Origin of the sequence: Actinosynnema sp. NPDC091369, assembly GCF_044757065.1 — a bacterium.
In the GTDB taxonomy this organism is placed as follows: Bacteria; Actinomycetota; Actinomycetes; order Mycobacteriales; family Pseudonocardiaceae; genus Actinosynnema.
In genome coordinates this window covers 21925-37160 of sequence record NZ_JBIVUG010000003.1, presented here as the reverse complement: position 1 = coordinate 37160, position 15236 = coordinate 21925, and the positions used below count along the sequence as shown (strand labels likewise).

General features: G+C 72.0%; 14 protein-coding genes and 1 riboswitch. Of the genes, 11 read left to right on the top strand and 3 right to left on the bottom strand.

Features of this window, described 5'->3' with window-relative positions:
• Positions 1–20 precede the first annotated feature (20 nt).
• Genes ACIQMJ_RS12655 through ACIQMJ_RS12645 form a run of 3 tightly spaced genes read left to right on the top strand, consistent with a single transcriptional unit; the run spans position 21 to position 1520 of the window.
• The gene (locus ACIQMJ_RS12655; protein ID WP_499761106.1) at positions 21–731 is read left to right on the top strand and encodes a hypothetical protein; all 711 of its coding nucleotides are present in this window, start codon (positions 21–23) and stop codon (positions 729–731) included.
• On the top strand, positions 724–1038 hold the full coding sequence (locus tag ACIQMJ_RS12650; protein ID WP_499761105.1) for a transcriptional regulator: 315 nt from the start codon (positions 724–726) through the stop codon (positions 1036–1038). Before ACIQMJ_RS12655 ends, ACIQMJ_RS12650 begins: the two co-directional genes overlap by 8 nt.
• Positions 1035–1520 carry a glutathione peroxidase gene (locus tag ACIQMJ_RS12645; protein ID WP_499761104.1) on the top strand — a complete coding sequence of 162 codons (486 nt, stop codon included), beginning with the start codon at positions 1035–1037 and terminating at the stop codon, positions 1518–1520. Before ACIQMJ_RS12650 ends, ACIQMJ_RS12645 begins: the two co-directional genes overlap by 4 nt.
• A 68-nt stretch (positions 1521–1588) precedes the next feature.
• Here the strand turns inward: ACIQMJ_RS12645 and ACIQMJ_RS12640 are convergent, their stop codons facing one another.
• From ACIQMJ_RS12640 to gcvH, 3 genes are read right to left on the bottom strand one after another with little or no spacing between them, the layout of a single operon-like run.
• A complete protein-coding gene (locus ACIQMJ_RS12640) occupies positions 1589–2746 on the bottom strand; it encodes a TIR domain-containing protein (RefSeq protein ID WP_499761103.1) in 1158 nt (385 codons plus the stop codon).
• 22 nt (positions 2747–2768) lie between these two features.
• Entirely contained in the window at positions 2769–4133 is a 1365-nt protein-coding gene (locus ACIQMJ_RS12635; protein ID WP_499761102.1) for an L-serine ammonia-lyase, read from the bottom strand.
• Positions 4134–4137: 4 nt separating this feature from the next.
• Positions 4138–4518 (bottom strand): glycine cleavage system protein GcvH, encoded by a 381-nt coding sequence (gene gcvH / locus ACIQMJ_RS12630; protein ID WP_499761101.1) that lies wholly within the window; start codon positions 4516–4518, stop codon positions 4138–4140.
• Positions 4519–4642: 124 nt separating this feature from the next.
• A riboswitch (glycine riboswitch) is annotated at positions 4643–4737 on the bottom strand.
• Positions 4738–4931: 194 nt separating this feature from the next.
• On the opposite strand from gcvH, the gene ald reads away from it, so the two are divergent.
• From ald to ACIQMJ_RS12590, 8 genes are all read left to right on the top strand, one after another.
• The gene (gene ald, locus ACIQMJ_RS12625) at positions 4932–6038 is read left to right on the top strand and encodes an alanine dehydrogenase (protein WP_499761100.1); all 1107 of its coding nucleotides are present in this window, start codon (positions 4932–4934) and stop codon (positions 6036–6038) included.
• Positions 6039–6380: 342 nt separating this feature from the next.
• Complete coding sequence (locus ACIQMJ_RS12620; RefSeq protein ID WP_141980702.1) at positions 6381–6563, top strand: hypothetical protein; 183 nt, start codon at positions 6381–6383, stop codon at positions 6561–6563.
• Positions 6564–6568: 5 nt separating this feature from the next.
• Positions 6569–6943 carry a hypothetical protein gene (locus ACIQMJ_RS12615; RefSeq protein ID WP_499761099.1) on the top strand — a complete coding sequence of 125 codons (375 nt, stop codon included), beginning with the start codon at positions 6569–6571 and terminating at the stop codon, positions 6941–6943.
• A gap of 48 nt (positions 6944–6991) precedes the next feature.
• The gene (locus tag ACIQMJ_RS12610) at positions 6992–8140 is read left to right on the top strand and encodes an ABC transporter ATP-binding protein (RefSeq protein WP_499761098.1); all 1149 of its coding nucleotides are present in this window, start codon (positions 6992–6994) and stop codon (positions 8138–8140) included.
• The gene (locus tag ACIQMJ_RS12605) at positions 8140–9012 is read left to right on the top strand and encodes an ABC-2 transporter permease (RefSeq protein WP_499761097.1); all 873 of its coding nucleotides are present in this window, start codon (positions 8140–8142) and stop codon (positions 9010–9012) included. The genes ACIQMJ_RS12610 and ACIQMJ_RS12605 overlap by 1 nt, the downstream gene beginning before the upstream one ends.
• 95 nt (positions 9013–9107) lie before the next feature.
• Positions 9108–12866: an ABC transporter ATP-binding protein gene (locus tag ACIQMJ_RS12600; protein ID WP_499761096.1), complete on the top strand. Its 3759-nt coding sequence runs from the start codon at positions 9108–9110 to the stop codon at positions 12864–12866.
• Positions 12867–12997: 131 nt separating this feature from the next.
• The gene (locus ACIQMJ_RS12595; protein ID WP_499761095.1) at positions 12998–13618 is read left to right on the top strand and encodes an acyl-CoA-like ligand-binding transcription factor; all 621 of its coding nucleotides are present in this window, start codon (positions 12998–13000) and stop codon (positions 13616–13618) included.
• Between the two features lie 44 nt (positions 13619–13662).
• Positions 13663–15219: an FAD-dependent monooxygenase gene (locus ACIQMJ_RS12590; protein ID WP_499761094.1), complete on the top strand. Its 1557-nt coding sequence runs from the start codon at positions 13663–13665 to the stop codon at positions 15217–15219.
• Positions 15220–15236: the final 17 nt, after the last annotated feature.

The window sequence follows — 15236 nt, the reverse complement described above, 5'->3', positions numbered from 1 at the left end:
TGCGGTGCAAACCTGACAGCGTGGCAGACTTGCTGGACGACCTGGCCGAGCTGCGCCGCCGCGCGCGGGCGGACCGGCACGCCTACGCGTTCCCGCTGCTGTTCTTCGGCGTGGCGTCGTTCTTGGCGCTGCCGCTGCACGTGCCGGTCGAGGAGCCGACGCGGGCGTTCGCCGTGCGCCACCCCGTGCCGCTGGGCCTGTACTGGTTGGTCGTGCTGGTGGTGGGCGGTCTGGCGACGGTGTGGTGGTACCGGCGGCGTGGTGCGCGGGTGGGCATCGAAACGTCCACGCGGGGCTACCTCGGCGCGTTGGCGATCGGGCTGAGCGGCCCGGTGGTCGGGGTGGCGCTGGAGGGCCTGCCGTTCCGGTTCTACTCGGAGACGGGCGTCGGGCTGATCGTGCTCGCGGTGGCGACCGCGCTGTGGCGCCGGGGCGCGCCGCGGGTGGCGATGATGACGGCGGCGGTGCTGGGCACGGCGGTGCTCCAGCACGACCAGCCGGCGATCGCGCCGTTCATCGCGATCGGCCTCGGCCTGGTGGTGCTGGCCGCCTTGGAGCGCAGCACCCGGTTCACCACGACCACCGCGGCGTACCTCGTGGCGCTGTGCGTGTCGGCCGCGTTCACGCCGCTCGCCGTGCCGCACCCGACGGTCTGGACGACCGGCAGCGTGGTCGTGCTGCCCGGGTTGGCGCTCCTCGTCGGCGGACTGGCGGGCCTGCGGCGTGGCTGAGCACCCGACCGCGTCGCTGGACGACGTGGTGCACCAGAAGCACCGGCTGGGCATCCTGACCGTCGCGGCCGAGGCGAAGCGGGTCGAGTTCGGCTACCTGCGGTCCACCCTGGAGCTGACGGCGGGCAACCTGTCGCGGCACATCGCGGTACTGGAGCAGGCCGGACTGGTGGCGGTGGAGAAGGGGTACGACGGCAAGCGGCCCCGGACGTGGGTCTGCGTCACGCCGGCCGGGCGGGCGGCCCTGGCGGCGGAGATGGCGGCGTTGCGGGCCTTGCTGGAGCGGCACGTAGCCTCGCCGTCATGAGCATCCACGACATCCCGCTGCGCACGCTGTCCGGTGAGCCGACGAGCCTGGGGGCGCTGGCCGGCAAGGCGCTGCTGGTGGTGAACGTCGCCTCGAAGTGCGGCCTGACGCCGCAGTACCAGGGCCTGGAGCGGCTCCAGGAGCGTTACGCGGCGCAGGGGTTCTCCGTGGTCGGGTTCCCGTGCAACCAGTTCGCCGGCCAGGAGCCGGGCACGGCGGAGGAGATCGCGACCTTCTGCTCCACCACCTACGGCGTGACGTTCCCCCTGTTCGAGAAGATCGACGTCAACGGCCCCTCCCGGCACCCGCTCTACACCGAGCTGACCGCGTTCGCGGACGCCGACGGCGCGGCGGGCGACGTCCAGTGGAACTTCGAGAAGTTCCTGCTGTCCCCCACCGGCGACGTCGTCGCCCGCTTCCGCCCGCGCACCGAACCCGAGGACGAGACCGTCGTGAAGGCGATCGAGTCCGTCCTGCCGTAGCCGCGGGAGCACGGCCGACCGAACGCCGGGGCCGCCCTTCCGAGGGCGGCCCCGAAGGCTCGGGACGTTCAGTCGAGCACGCCCTCCCGTTCGAGCACCCGGCGCACTTCCTCGAACGCCGCCGAGATCTTCCCGGCCGGGAACCTGATGTGCCCGAGCCCGCTGATGTTCGAGAACTCGGCACAGCCCTCTTCCAGCATCACGATGGCGCGGGAGAAGCCGAGCCGGCCCTGGAACAGCCCCACCTCGTGCACCACGTTCTGCCGGGCGACGGTCGCGCCGTCCGCGCGTTCGTCCTCGGCGGTCAGGATGAGGAACGCCACCGCCGCCTCGTCCAGCATCTTGACCAGTCGTTCCACGTTGGTGGTGCCGGCCACCGGCACCCGGTTGAACTCGTCCCACGGCAGGTTCAACCGACCTTCGACGAAGTCCTTGAACTCGCGCCACAACGCGGAGCGACCGTGCCCGATGAAGACGTGCGTGCCGGTGCGCCGGGTACCGACCGAGGGCCTTCCCGCGAGGCGCTCCAGGTACTTGATCGCGAGGTTCAGCAGGCGGTCGACCTCATCACAGCACTCGACCGCGTCCAGAAGCACAGTGGCGCTCGCCGCGACCTCCTGGTGCGGCGCGGCCATGAAGCCCTGCCTCACGGCAACGCCGTCGCTGCTCTTCGGCTTGCCATCCGGCAACTGGCGGCGGAGCGCGTCGTCGTAAGCCGTGGGCCGGGCCCGCCCCAGCCGGATCTTGAGGTTGAGCAGGTACGAGTCGCCGATGGAGGACAAATAGGCGGACAACGCACTGTCCGCTTCGTCGAGGATGGAGCCCAGGTGCCGCCGCACCGCGTCCGCCGCTTCCTCGATCCGCTCGACGTCCGGATCACCGGCCTCTCGCCTGATCCGCTCCGCGACGAGCTCGGCATCGACCTCCACCCACTGACCGGGCGTCAGGTGACCGTCCAACCCCCACTCGGCGTTGAAGTGTTGTCCGGGAGGTGGGCTGCGGAAACCTTCGTAGTAGACACGGGAGTGGTAGCCGATGTTGGACCGCGACCACGACTTCGCGTAGGACTCGGCGATCTTCTTGAGGCTCTCGGCCGCATGGACCTCATCTCGCGGAACTTCCTCGATGAGGGTCCGTAATCGATCGACTTGCACTCTCAGCTCACCGGCGGGTGTCTCACTCATCCGCGCATTATGGGCCGCGCGGTGGCGCGGGAGGCCGCGCAACGGCGGCCTCCCGCGCCCCGGGTCAGCACTCGATGACGTTCACGGCGAGGCCGCCGCGGGCCGTCTCCTTGTACTTCACCTTCATGTCCTTGCCCGTCTCACGCATGGTCTTGATGACCTTGTCCAGGGACACGAAGTGCGAGCCGTCCCCGCGCAACGCCATCCGCGCCGCCGTGATCGCCTTGATGGACGCCAACGCGTTGCGCTCGATGCACGGGATCTGCACCAGCCCGCCGATCGGGTCGCACGTCAGCCCCAGGTTGTGCTCCATGGCGATCTCGGCCGCGTTCTCGACCTGCTCCGGCGTGCCGCCCAGCACCTCGGCCAGCCCGCCGGCCGCCATCGAGCACGCCGAGCCGACCTCGCCCTGGCAGCCGACCTCGGCGCCGGAGATGGACGCGTTCTCCTTGAACAGCACGCCGACCGCGCCCGCGGTCAGCAGGAAGCGCACCACGCCGTCGTCGGACGCGCCCGGCACGAACCGGGTGTAGTAGTGCAGCACCGCGGGCACGATGCCGGCCGCGCCGTTGGTCGGGGCGGTCACCACGCGACCGCCGGCGGCGTTCTCCTCGTTCACCGCCAGCGCGAACAACGTCACCCAGTCCATCACCCGCAACGGGTCGGTGGCGTAGTGCTCGACGGTCATCCGCCGGCGCATCTCGGCCGCCCTGCGGCGCACCTTCAGGCCGCCGGGCAGCACGCCGGTCTCCGTGCAGCCGCGCTCGACGCACTCCTGCATCACGTCCCAGATGTGCAGCAGCCCCGACCGCACCGACGCCTCGTCCCGCCACGACAGCTCGTTGGCCAGCATGACCTCGCTGATCGACAGCCCGGTCTCCCGGCACCGCGCCAGCAGCTCGTCACCGCTGCGGAACGGGTGCGCGACCGGCGTCTCGTCCGCCTTGATCCGGTCGGTCCCGGTGGCCGTCTCATCCACCACGAACCCGCCGCCGACCGAGTAGTACACCGCCGAGTCGACCACGGTGTCACCCGAGTGGGCGGAGAAGCTCATGCCGTTGGGGTGCAGCGGCAGCGACTTGCGCCGGTGCATGACCAGGTCGGCGTCCTCGGTGAACGCGATCTCCCGCACGCCGGCCAGCCGCAGCCGCCCGGTGGCCCGGATCTCCGCCGGCCGCCGCTCCGCCTCGACCGGGTCGACCTCCTCCGGCCGGCAGCCCTCCAGGCCGAGCAGGACCGCCTTCGGGCTGCCGTGCCCGTGCCCGGTCGCGCCGAGCGACCCGAACAGCTCCACGTGCACCCGGTCGACGGAGTCGAGCGCGGGCCGCAGCCGCTCGGCGAACATCATCGCCGCGCGCATCGGGCCGACGGTGTGCGAGCTCGACGGTCCGATCCCCACGGAGAACAGGTCGAACACGCTGATCGCCATGACGTCAGTCCCCGGTCAGTTCCGCGTACTTCGCCGCGGTCAGCAGCCCCGTCGCGTCGGTCACCGCGACCTTGAACAGCCACCCGCCGCCGTACGGGTCGTTGTTGATCAGCGACGGGTCGGCCACGGCCGCCGGGTTCACCTCGACCACCTCGCCGCTGACCGGCGCGTACAGGTCGCTGACCGACTTGGTCGACTCCAGCTCACCGCACACCTGCCCGGAGGTCACCACGGCGCCGACCTCGGGCAGTTCGACGAACACGATGTCGCCGAGCGAGTCCGCCGCGTACGACGTGATGCCGACCGCCACGGGCTCTTGGGTACCCGGTGCCCAGTCCACCCATTCGTGCTCGGGCGTGTACAGCAGGTTGTCCGGAAAGGTCACGACAGCGCTCCCTAGAACGGCAAGGTCTCCGACCCCACTCTGTCCTGGGACCTGAGAGCTTCACCGTCGCCGGAGCGGCGGCTTGCACCGTGGGTGCGCGGACGTGCGCGCTTTCCAGAGTCGCCTCACCCGAGCGGTTCTCGCTGCCTGAGAGTGTGCGGGGTGCTTGCTCCTTCGGCGCCCCGGCACGATCACCGAGGTCTCTCCCGCGCGGGTTCCGGCGCTCATGACGCGCCGCGGCCGATGTTCAGTTGGTCGCCCGAACGCTAGGTGCCCACGCCGACGGGTGTCAACGCGCCCCACGACTTGTTCGATCCGCACAACAGCGCACGGCCGCGTTGGTGCGGGCGACACGATGACACCGAAAACGCCGTACCGGACCTTGGGTGTAACAACGGCCGAAGGAGCCCACCGTGCGGATCGCAGTTCCCCGCGAGATCAAGAACCACGAGTACCGCGTCGCGCTGACCCCGGCGGGCGCCCACGAGCTGACCCAGCGCGGCCACGACGTGGTCGTGGAGACCGGCGCGGGCCTCGGTTCGGCGATCACCGACGAGGAGTACCTGGCCGCCGGCGCGAAGGTGCTGGCCACCGCGGACGACGTGTGGGCCGAGGGCGACCTGGTGCTCAAGGTCAAGGAGCCCATCGCCGAGGAGTACCCGCGGCTGCGCAAGGGCCAGGTCCTGTTCACGTACCTGCACCTGGCCGCCGACCGGCCGCTGACGCAGGCGCTGCTGGACTCCGGCACCACCGCCATCGCCTACGAGACCGTGCAGACCGCGAACGGGGCGCTGCCGCTGCTGGCCCCCATGTCGGAGGTCGCGGGCCGGCTCGCGCCGCAGGTGGGCGCGTTCTCGCTGATGAAGCCGTCCGGCGGGCGCGGCGTGCTGCCCGGCGGCGTGCCCGGCGTGCACCCGGCGCGCGTGGTCGTCATCGGCGGCGGCGTGGCGGGCCTGAACGCGGCGGCGATCGCCGTCGGCATGGGCGCGGACGTGCAGATCCTGGACACCAACGTGGACCGGCTGCGCCACATCGACGCCCTCTACCAGGGCAGGCTGCGCACCGTCACGTCCAACCGGTACTCCGTCGAGCAGGCCGTGCGCGAGGCCGACCTGGTCATCGGCGCGGTGCTGGTGCCCGGCGCGAAGGCGCCGAAGCTGGTGAGCAACGAGCTGGTGTCCGACATGAAGCCCGGCTCGGTGCTGGTGGACATCGCGATCGACCAGGGCGGCTGCTTCGCCGACTCGCGGCCGACCACGCACGCCGACCCGACCTACCAGGTGCACGACTCGGTCTTCTACTGCGTGGCGAACATGCCCGGCGCGGTGCCGCGCACGTCGACCTACGCGCTGACCAACGTGACGCTGCCGTACGCCGTGGCGCTGGCGGACCACGGCTGGGAGACGGCCCTGCGCGGCGACGCGTCGCTGGCGCTCGGCCTGAACGCGCACGAGGGCCTGCTGACGAACCTGCCGGTGGCGCAGGCGCACGGGATGACCCACACCCCGCTGGACATCTAGCCCCACCTGCCGCGAAGGGCCCCGCTCACAGCACGTGAGCGGGGCCCTTCGGCATGAAAGACGGCCCGCTCAACCAGCCTGGGGGTCACTGGGAGCGGGCCGCGTGACCAATCTTAGCCGGGAACCCGGGTCCGTGCCCAGCGGCCCCACCGATCCGGCCCACAGTTCGCCCGGCGGTGGCAACGCGCTGTGTGCGCGCTCAAGCAATCGAGTGAACTTGGGTGATAACGGGTAAGTCACGACGGCCCTGCGACCGATGCACTGGGCAGGAACTCCGCAGCTACGGAGCGGGGTCACCCGCTCGCGCGGCGTCGCGCCGCGCCATCACCGATCGGAGCGCACATGGCTGAACCCGAGGGCTGGATCGACTGCCACGACCCGTTCGGGCGGGACCGGTCGATGACCGTGCTCGTCGAGGACGACCGGGTTCTGCTGGTCGCGCCACCCGGCGAGTCCGCTGTGATGTCCGTCACCCAGACGCGCAGGCTGCACCGCCTGCTCGACCAAGCCGCCGGCCGGATGTGACCCGCGTGGACGAGGTGCTGCGGGCCGCCGTGCTGCGCCGGCTGGCGCTGCTGGACGAGGCCGCCGAGAGCGGCGAGGCGGAGGCGCTGGTGCCGCTCGCGCGCTCCGAGATCCACCGCCTGGCCGACGGGTGGCGGCTGCTGCTGACCGTGCACCAGCCGGATCCGGACGGCCGCTGCGGCGCGTGCCCCGGCATCCTGCGGCACAAGAAGTGGCCGTGCCAGGTGTGGACGATGGCCCACCAGCACCTCATCGGCGACGGCCTGCCGCACCGCGAACGCCGCCGCCCGCTGCGCACGCTGCGCCGTTCGGCGGAGGTCGAGACCACCGCGGAGATACCGAGGGTGGTGTCGAAACCGCGACACGCGCTCCCGGAGTGACCCTCCTAGGGCAGGATGACGCCCGGTAGGAGTACTCGGGAGGGACGCGTGCACGACGGCAGTGGCCGCATCGTGGTGCAGAACTTGACCAAGCAGTTCGGTCCGGTCGCAGCGGTGCAGAACCTCAGCTTCACGGTGGAACCCGGTTCGGTGACCGGCTTCCTCGGCCCCAACGGGGCAGGCAAGACGACGACGCTGCGCATGCTGCTCGGCCTGGTGACCCCGACCGCGGGCATCGGGTTGATCAACGGCAGCCCGTACTCCCAGCTCGGCAACCCGGCCCGGGTGGTCGGCGCGGTGCTGGAGGCGCAGGGCTTCCACCCCAAGCGGACCGCGCGCAACCACCTGCGGGTCTACGCCGCCGCGATCGGCGTGCCGGACTCGCGGGCCGACCAGGTGCTCGGGCTGGTCGGGCTCGCCGCGGCGGGCGACCGCAAGGCGGGCGGGTACTCGCTGGGCATGAAGCAGCGGCTGGCCCTGGCCACCGCGCTGCTCGGCGACCCGCAGATCCTGGTGCTGGACGAGCCCTCCAACGGGCTCGACCCGGAGGGCATCGCGTGGCTGCGGACGTTCCTTCAGTCCTACGCGCGCAGCGGGCGGACCGTGCTGATCTCCAGCCACCTGCTGGCCGAGGTCGAGCAGACCGTCGACCAGGTGGTGATCGTCAGCCGCGGCCAGACCATGTACTACGGGTCGCTGGACCACCTGCGCAACCAGCAGCAGGGCCGGGTGCTGGTGCAGCCGTCGGACGTCGGCGCGCTGGTCGGCGCGTTGCGCGAGGACGGCGTCACCGGGATCGAGCAGCTGCCCGACGGCCGCATCGCGGTCAGCGGCGTGGAGGCCAAGCAGGTCGCCGACACCGCGTTGAAGGCGGGCGTGTCGATCTACGGCATCCAGGAGGAGAAGGCCGACCTGGAACGGCTGTTCTTCCAGCTCACCAACGGCCAGTACGCGGCGCCGCCCGGCCAGTACGCGCAGCCGGTCGCCTACCAGCAGCAACCGCCGGCGGGCTACCAGCAGCAGTACCAGCAGTACCAGCAGCCGCCGCAGGGCTACCAACAACCGCCGCAGGGCTACCAACAACCGCCACCGGGCTACCAGCCGCCGCCACAGGGCTACCCGGGTGCCCCGCAGCCGCCGCAGGACAACCCGTACGGTCCGCAGCACGGCCAGGGCGGCCTCGGGGGCGGTGCGTGATGGGCAACCTGATCAAGTCGGAGTTCCGCAAGACCACCACCACGGGCCTGTGGTGGGGCCTGATGATCCCGACCGTGCTGCTGGCGTTCGGCTGGGCGCTGGGCACCGGCGCCATCTTCAAGTCCGTCTCGGACTTCATGGGCAGCTCCGACGCCGAGGACCTGGCGACGATCCTCAACGTGGACCCGTCGCAGTGGCGGATGTCGGTGTTCGGGATCGCCCGCAGCATCAACGTGGCCACGATCTTCCCGATGATCTTCGGCGGCCTGGCGATCGCGAACGAGATCAACCGCAAGACGATCACCACCACGTTCCTGACCGCGCCGAACCGGGTCTCCTCGCTGGCCGCGAAGATGATCGTCTACATCCTGTGGGGCGCGATCTTCGGCGTCGCGATCGTGGCGTCGGTGAGCGTCGGCATCGCGCTGACCTCGAACTCCGCCATGCTGCCCGACGCGGGCGGCTGGCTCGCGCTGGCCGGTGTCGGCGTGCTGTCCTCGATCCTGATGACGATGTTCGGCGTCGGCGTCGGCGCGCTGATGACCAGCGTCGTGGGCACCACCGTGGTGCTGCTGCTCTACATGCTGATCGTGGAGAACGGCATCCAGCTCGTGCTGGCGTCGCAGGGCCTGCCGGAGATCATCGGCTTCCTGCCCAACGGCGCGGTGAACGGCCTGACCGGTTCGGTGGCGTCGTCGCTGTTCCTCGACAACGCGGGCGTCGTGCCGGAGGACCTGGTGGAGGGGCTGCGGGCCATCGCGGGCGCGCTGGGCGCGTTCGACTGGTGGTTGAGCGGCTTGATCTTCCTGGTGTGGACGGCGCTGTTCTTCCTCGGCGGCTGGGCGGCCACGCAGCGCAAGGACATCACCTGATCGAAGTGATCTCGATCGACTGACGGAGGCCGTCCCGGAGTTCGGGGCGGCCTCCGTCACCTCCGCGGGGGCCGACACCGTCGGTGGTCCGACCTATGTTGGACCCCGTGACTACTTCCGACGGCTGGATCCGCAGGCTCGCCAGGGCGTGCTGGCAGCACCGCGCGCTCGTGGTGCTGTCCGTGCTCGCCGCCGTCGTGGGCGTGGGCCTGCAAGCCGTCGGCCCGCTGCTGATCAAGGTCGCGGTGGACGACGCCGTGTCCGGCCGCACCGACCGGTTGGCGTGGCTCGCGGTCGTCCTGGTCGGCCTGGAGCTGCTGACCTTCGGCACCGCGTTCGTGCGCCGGTACCTGGGCGGGCGGCTGGCCGTGGACGTGCAGCACGACCTGCGCCAAGCCGTGTTCGGCGCGGTGCAGCGGCTGGACGGGCCGAAGCAGGACGCGCTGCGCACCGGCCAGGTGGTGTCCCGCTCGATCACCGACCTCCAGCTGGTCAACAGCCTGCTGTCGATGACGCCGCTGGCGTTCGGCACGGTCGTGTTCGCCGTGGCGGCCATCGCGGCGATGTTCTGGCTGTCGCCGCTGCTGACCGTGATCGCGCTGGTCATCGTGCCCGCCGTCGGCGTGGTCGCGGCGCGCAGCAGGCTGACGCTGTTCCCGGCCACCTGGTCGGCCCAGCAGCGCGCGGCCGACGTGGCGCAGCAGGTCGAGGAGACCGTCACCGGCGTGCGCGTGGTCAAGGGCTTCGGCCAGGAGGCGCGCGAGGTCGCCCGCCTGGAGACGCGCGCCCAGCTGCTCTTCGCCGAGCGGATGCGCGCCGCCCGGCTGACCGCCCGCCCGTCCGCCACGTTGAACGCGCTGCCCTACCTCGGCCAGGTGGCGGTGCTGGCGCTGGGCGGCTGGCTGGCGCTGCGCGGCGAGGTCACCCTGGGCACGTTCCTGGCGTTCGCGACCTACGTGGCCACGCTGGTCGGCCCGAGCCGGCTGCTGGCAAGCCTGATGGTGACCGCCCAGCTGGCCCGCGCGGGCGTGGAGCGGGTGTACGAGCTGGTCGACTCGCAGCCGTCGGTGGTGGACGGCGACCGGGACGTGCCCGCCGGTCCGGTCGCGGTCGAGCTGCGGGACGTGACGTTCGGGTACACGCGCAGCGAGCCCGTGCTGTCGGACGTGTCGCTGCGGGTGGAGCCGGGCGAGACGCTGGCGGTCGTCGGCACCGCGGGCTCGGGCAAGTCCACCGTGTCGCTCCTGCTGCCGCGGTTCTACGACGTGCACGAGGGCGCGGTGTCCGTGGGCGGCGTGGACGTCCGCGAGCTGCGGCTGTCCTCCCTGCGCCGGACCGTGGGCACGGTGTTCGAGGAGGCGTTCCTGTTCTCCGACACGGTCCGCGCGAACATCGCCTACGGCCTGCCGGACGCCTCCGACGAGCAGGTGCGCGCCGCGGCGCGGGCGGCCGAGGCGCACGAGTTCATCGAGGCCCTGCCCCACGGCTACGACACCGTCGTGGGCGAGCGCGGCCTGACCCTGTCCGGCGGCCAGCGCCAACGCGTCGCCCTGGCCCGCGCCCTGCTCTCCGACCCGCGCGTGCTCGTCCTGGACGACGCGACCTCGGCCGTGGACAACGCCACCGAGGCCGCGATCCACCGCACGCTGGCCGCCGTCACGGCCGAGCGCACCACGTTGCTGATCGCGCACCGCCGCTCGTCGTTGGCGCTGGCCGACCGCATCGCCGTGCTCGACGCGGGCCGGCTGGTCGACATCGGCACCCACGCCGAGCTGCACCACCGCTGCCGGCTCTACCGCGAGCTGCTCGCGGGCCCGGGCGAGGCGATCGAGCAGGTCGACCCCCGCGCCGACGCCCGCCTGGAACCGGGCCCGGACGGCTGGACCCCGGACCTCTGGCCCGAGTCGGACGAGGACGAGCTGGCCGTGCGCGCGGCGAACCGCTCCGTGGGCACCACCAAGGTCACCCGCGGCGGTGGCGGCTCGTCGGCGCTGCTGGGCGGCACCCCACCGACCCCCGAGCTGATGGCCCGCGTCCACGCCCTGCCACCGGCCCTGGACGTGCCGACCCTGAACGGCGAGGACCCCCGCGCCCCCGACCCGGGCTTCCGGCTGCGCACCCTGCTCCACCCGGTCCGCTGGGCCATGCTCGGCGTGGCCGGCCTGCTGCTCGTCGACACCGCGCTGGCGGTCGCCTCCCCGAACCTCGTGCGCCTGGGCATCGACCAGGGCGTCATGGGCGGCCAGGGCAAGTGGCTGTGGATCGCCGTGGCGATCAGCTTCACCCTGGTGGTCCTCGGCTGGCTGTCCGCCGCCGCCGGCACCGTCGTGACGTCCCGCGTCGGCGAGCGCCTGCTCTACCTGCTGCGCGTGCGCAGCTACGCCCACCTGCAACGACTCGGCCTGGACTACTACGAGCGCGAGATGGCCGGCCGGATCATGACCCGGATGACCACCGACGTGGACGCCCTGTCCAGCTTCCTCCAGACGGGCCTGACCACGTTCGCGATCAGCGTCCTGACCGTCGTCGGCATCGCCGCGGCCCTGGTGGTCACCGACCCGGGCCTGGCACTGGTCGCGCTGGCCGTGCTGCCGGTCCTGCTCGTCGCGACCGCGATCTTCCAACGCGTCTCGTCCGCCGCCTACGCCGAAGCCCGCGAGCGGGTCAGCGCCGTCAACGCCGACCTCCAGGAGAACGTCTCGGGCCTGCGCGTCTCCCAGGCTTACACGCGGGAGGCGCGCTCGGCCGAGGCGTTCGCCGAGCGCAGCGACGCCTACCGCCGCTCCCGGATCCGGGCCCAGCGCTACATCGCCACCTACTTCCCGTTCCTGGCCCTGCTCTCGGGCGTGGCGCAGGCCGCGATCCTCGTCGTCGGCGCCTACCGGGTCGCGGACGGCACCCTGTCCCCCGGCGTGCTGCTGGCGTTCGTGCTCTACCTGGGCCTGTTCTTCTCGCCGCTGTACCAGCTCTCCGGCGTCTTCGACGGCTACCAGCAGGCCAGGGTGGGCCTGAGCCGCATCGGCGACCTGCTGCGCACCCCGACCACCGTCCCGCCCGCCGCCGACCCCGTGCCCGTCACCCACCTGCGCGGCGAGGTGGAGCTGCGCAACGTCTCGTTCACCTACCAGGGCACCACCCAACCGGCCGTCGAGGGCATCTCCCTGCACGTCTCACCGGGCGAAACCGTCGCCCTCGTCGGCGCCACCGGCGCGGGCAAGTCGACCCTGGTCAAACTGGTCGCGAGGTTCTACGACGCCACCGAGGGCGCGGTCCTGGTGGACGGCGTCGACATCCGCGACTACGACCTCTCGCAACTGCGCCAACGCCTCGGCATCGTCCCCCAGGAAGCCCACCTCTTCGGCGGCGACATCGCCGAGAACGTCGCCTACGGCAACCCGGACGCCACCCGCGCCGAGATCGAACGAGCCGTCCGCGCCGTCGGCGCCCTCCCCGTCGTCGCCTCACTGCCCAACGCGTTCCACCAACAGGTGGGCGAACGCGGGCAAGGTCTCTCCGCCGGCCAACGCCAACTGGTCGCCCTGGCCCGCGCCGAACTGGTCCAACCGACCATCCTCCTGCTGGACGAAGCCACCGCCGCCCTGGACCCGGCCACCGAATCCGCCGTCCTCACCGCCAGCGACCACCTGGCCGGCTCCCGAACCACCTTCGTCGTCGCCCACCGCCTCGCCACCGCCGCCCGCGCCGACCGGATCATCGTCCTGTCCGAAGGCCGCATCGTCGAACAAGGCACCCACACCGACCTCTTGCAGGCCAACGGCCCCTACGCCCACCTCTGGTCCCAGGGCCAAACCGCCACCGACCACCACCCCCAAACCCCCGCCAACGTCCCCTAACGCCACCCCAACGGACCCGCAGCCCACCCACCGAGCCGGACTGGACCACCGAGCCGCCTCTCCCACCTCCACCTATCAAACTTCCGAACCGGAAACTTTTCCGAACCGGCAACTTCGTCTACCCTGGCCGCATGACGAACAGCGACGGCGGCCTCCGCGAACGCAAGAAGCGCGAAACCCGGTTCGCCCTGAGCCAAGCCGCCATCCGCCTCACCCTGGAACGCGGCTGGGACGACGTCACCGTCGAAGACATCGCCGCCGCCGCGAACGTCTCCGAACGCACGTTCCGCAACTACTTCGCCAACAAGGCCGAAGCGATCGTCGCCACCCACGTCGAACGCGGTCGCCGCACGGCCGAAGAGCTGCGCCGACGTCCAGCCGACGAACCGCTCTGGGACGCGCTCCTCGCCGCCATCACCGTCCAGTTCGAGCCACCCACCGCCGACGACGGCACCCCGGCCGAGCCACCCAAGGGCTACGCCGCCGCCCTCCAGAAGCTCCTCGCCGAACCGGCGGTCCAGTTCGAGGTGTTCCGTGCCCACGCCGCCGCCCAGGACGAACTGACCGCCGCCGTCGCCGACCGCACGGGCACCGACCCGGACGACCTGTACCCGCACACCGTCGCGGCGGTGGTCAGCGCCGGCCTCGGCACCGCCCTGTCCCGCTGGGCCCGCAACCCCACCGGCTCGATCGGCGCGCTGCTCGCCGACGTCTTCGACCAGATCCGCGCCGGCCTACCGACCCCGCACTGATCCCGCCCCCACCCCACCCGCATCCCCACCCCAAAGGAGCACCCATGGACGTGGTCGTCGTCGGCGGCGGACCCAACGGCCTCATGCTCGCCTGCGAACTCGCCCTGGGCGGCGTCCGCCCGATCGTGCTGGAGCGCCTGCTCGAACCCGGCACCGAACCCCGCTCCAACGGCCTGGTCGGCCGGATCGTCCCCATGCTCGACCGGCGCGGCCTGTTCGAACCGCTCAGCGGCCGACCCGGCCCACCGCACCCCAACAACGCGTACTTCATGTTCGCCGCGATGCCGCTGAACCTGGGCCTGCTCGACGACAGCCCGATCCACACCCTCCCCACCCCCGAGGCCGCCACCGTCCGCGTCCTCGAGCAACGCGCCACCGAACTCGGCGTCGACATCCGGCGCGGTCACGAGTTCGCCGGGTTCGTTCAGGACGACGAAGGCGTGACCATCACCGCCAACGGCCCCGAGGGCGCCTACGAGCTGCGCACCCGCTACCTCGTCGGCGCGGACAGCGCGCACAGCCCGGTCCGCAAGGCCGCGGGCATCGGCTTCCCCGGCGTCACCTACGACCGCAGCACCACCCGGTCCGCGCACGTCACCGTGCCCTCCGGCTGGATCGACCCGGCGACCGGCGCGCTGAACGTCCCCGGTCACGGCCCCGTCCTGCCGTTCCTCCCGATCCGCACCGCCCGCGGCGGCTTCACCTACGCGCCGCTGCCCGGCCACCCGCCGCTGATCGCCACCACCGAGTGGGACGACCCACCGACCACCCCACGAGCCACCCCACCCCCGATGACGCTCGACGAACTGCGCGCCAGCGTCGCGCGCGTCCTCGGCACCGCCATCCCGCTCGACCCGCCACCGGGCCCCGGCCCGCACGTCCTGCGCAGGCTGAACGGCGGCAACACCAGGGTCGCCGAGCGCTACCGGGACGGGCGGGTGTTCCTGGTCGGCGACGCCGCGCACGTGTTCGCCGCCGGCGGCACCGGCCTCAACCTCGGCATGCAGGACGCCATCGACCTGGGCTGGAAGCTGGCCGCCGCGATCAAGCACGACACCCCGGACCTGCTCGACACCTACGAGACCGAGCGCCGCCCCGCCGCCGACCGGACCATCACCTACTCGCAGGCCCAGGCCGCGCTGCTCGCGCCCGGTGACGACGTCACCGGCCTGCGCCACCTGTTCGGCGAACTGCTCACCCAACCCGGCGTCGTGCGCGTCCTGGCCGACCTGGTCGCCGGTGCGGACGTCCGCTACCCGGTCGCCGCCGACGCCCACCCGCTGGCCGGCCACCCGGCCCCCGACCTCGACCTGCACACCCCGGACGGCACGGTCCGCCTCGCCGAGCTGGTCCGCGCCGCGCGCCCCCTGCTGATCGACCTCACCGACCGCGGCGACCTGCACCTCGACGGCATCGACACCGTCACCGCCAAAACCACCGCCGCCCCCACCACCGACCACACCGCCACCCCCACCGCACTCCTCCTCCGCCCCGACTCCTACGTCGCGTGGGCGTCCAGCGACCCCCACCCCGACCGGCGACGCCTTCGGGAGGCCGCAGCCGAGTGGTTCCCCCACACGAGCCTGCCCCGCGACCGGTGAACGGCCACGGGGCAGGC

What these genes read in the sequence shown, in the direction of transcription:
- ACIQMJ_RS12590 (WP_499761094.1), top strand. Translation starts at nt 13,663, where the DNA reads ATGGACGTGGTCGTCGTCGGCGGCGGACCCAACGGCCTCATGCTCGCC.
- ACIQMJ_RS12645 (WP_499761104.1), top strand. Translation starts at nt 1,035, where the DNA reads ATGAGCATCCACGACATCCCGCTGCGCACGCTGTCCGGTGAGCCGACG.
- ACIQMJ_RS12595 (WP_499761095.1), top strand. Translation starts at nt 12,998, where the DNA reads ATGACGAACAGCGACGGCGGCCTCCGCGAACGCAAGAAGCGCGAAACC.
- ACIQMJ_RS12605 (WP_499761097.1), top strand. Translation starts at nt 8,140, where the DNA reads ATGGGCAACCTGATCAAGTCGGAGTTCCGCAAGACCACCACCACGGGC.
- ACIQMJ_RS12600 (WP_499761096.1), top strand. Translation starts at nt 9,108, where the DNA reads ATGTTGGACCCCGTGACTACTTCCGACGGCTGGATCCGCAGGCTCGCC.
- ACIQMJ_RS12635 (WP_499761102.1), bottom strand. Translation starts at nt 4,133, where the DNA reads ATGGCGATCAGCGTGTTCGACCTGTTCTCCGTGGGGATCGGACCGTCG.
- ACIQMJ_RS12620 (WP_141980702.1), top strand. Translation starts at nt 6,381, where the DNA reads ATGGCTGAACCCGAGGGCTGGATCGACTGCCACGACCCGTTCGGGCGG.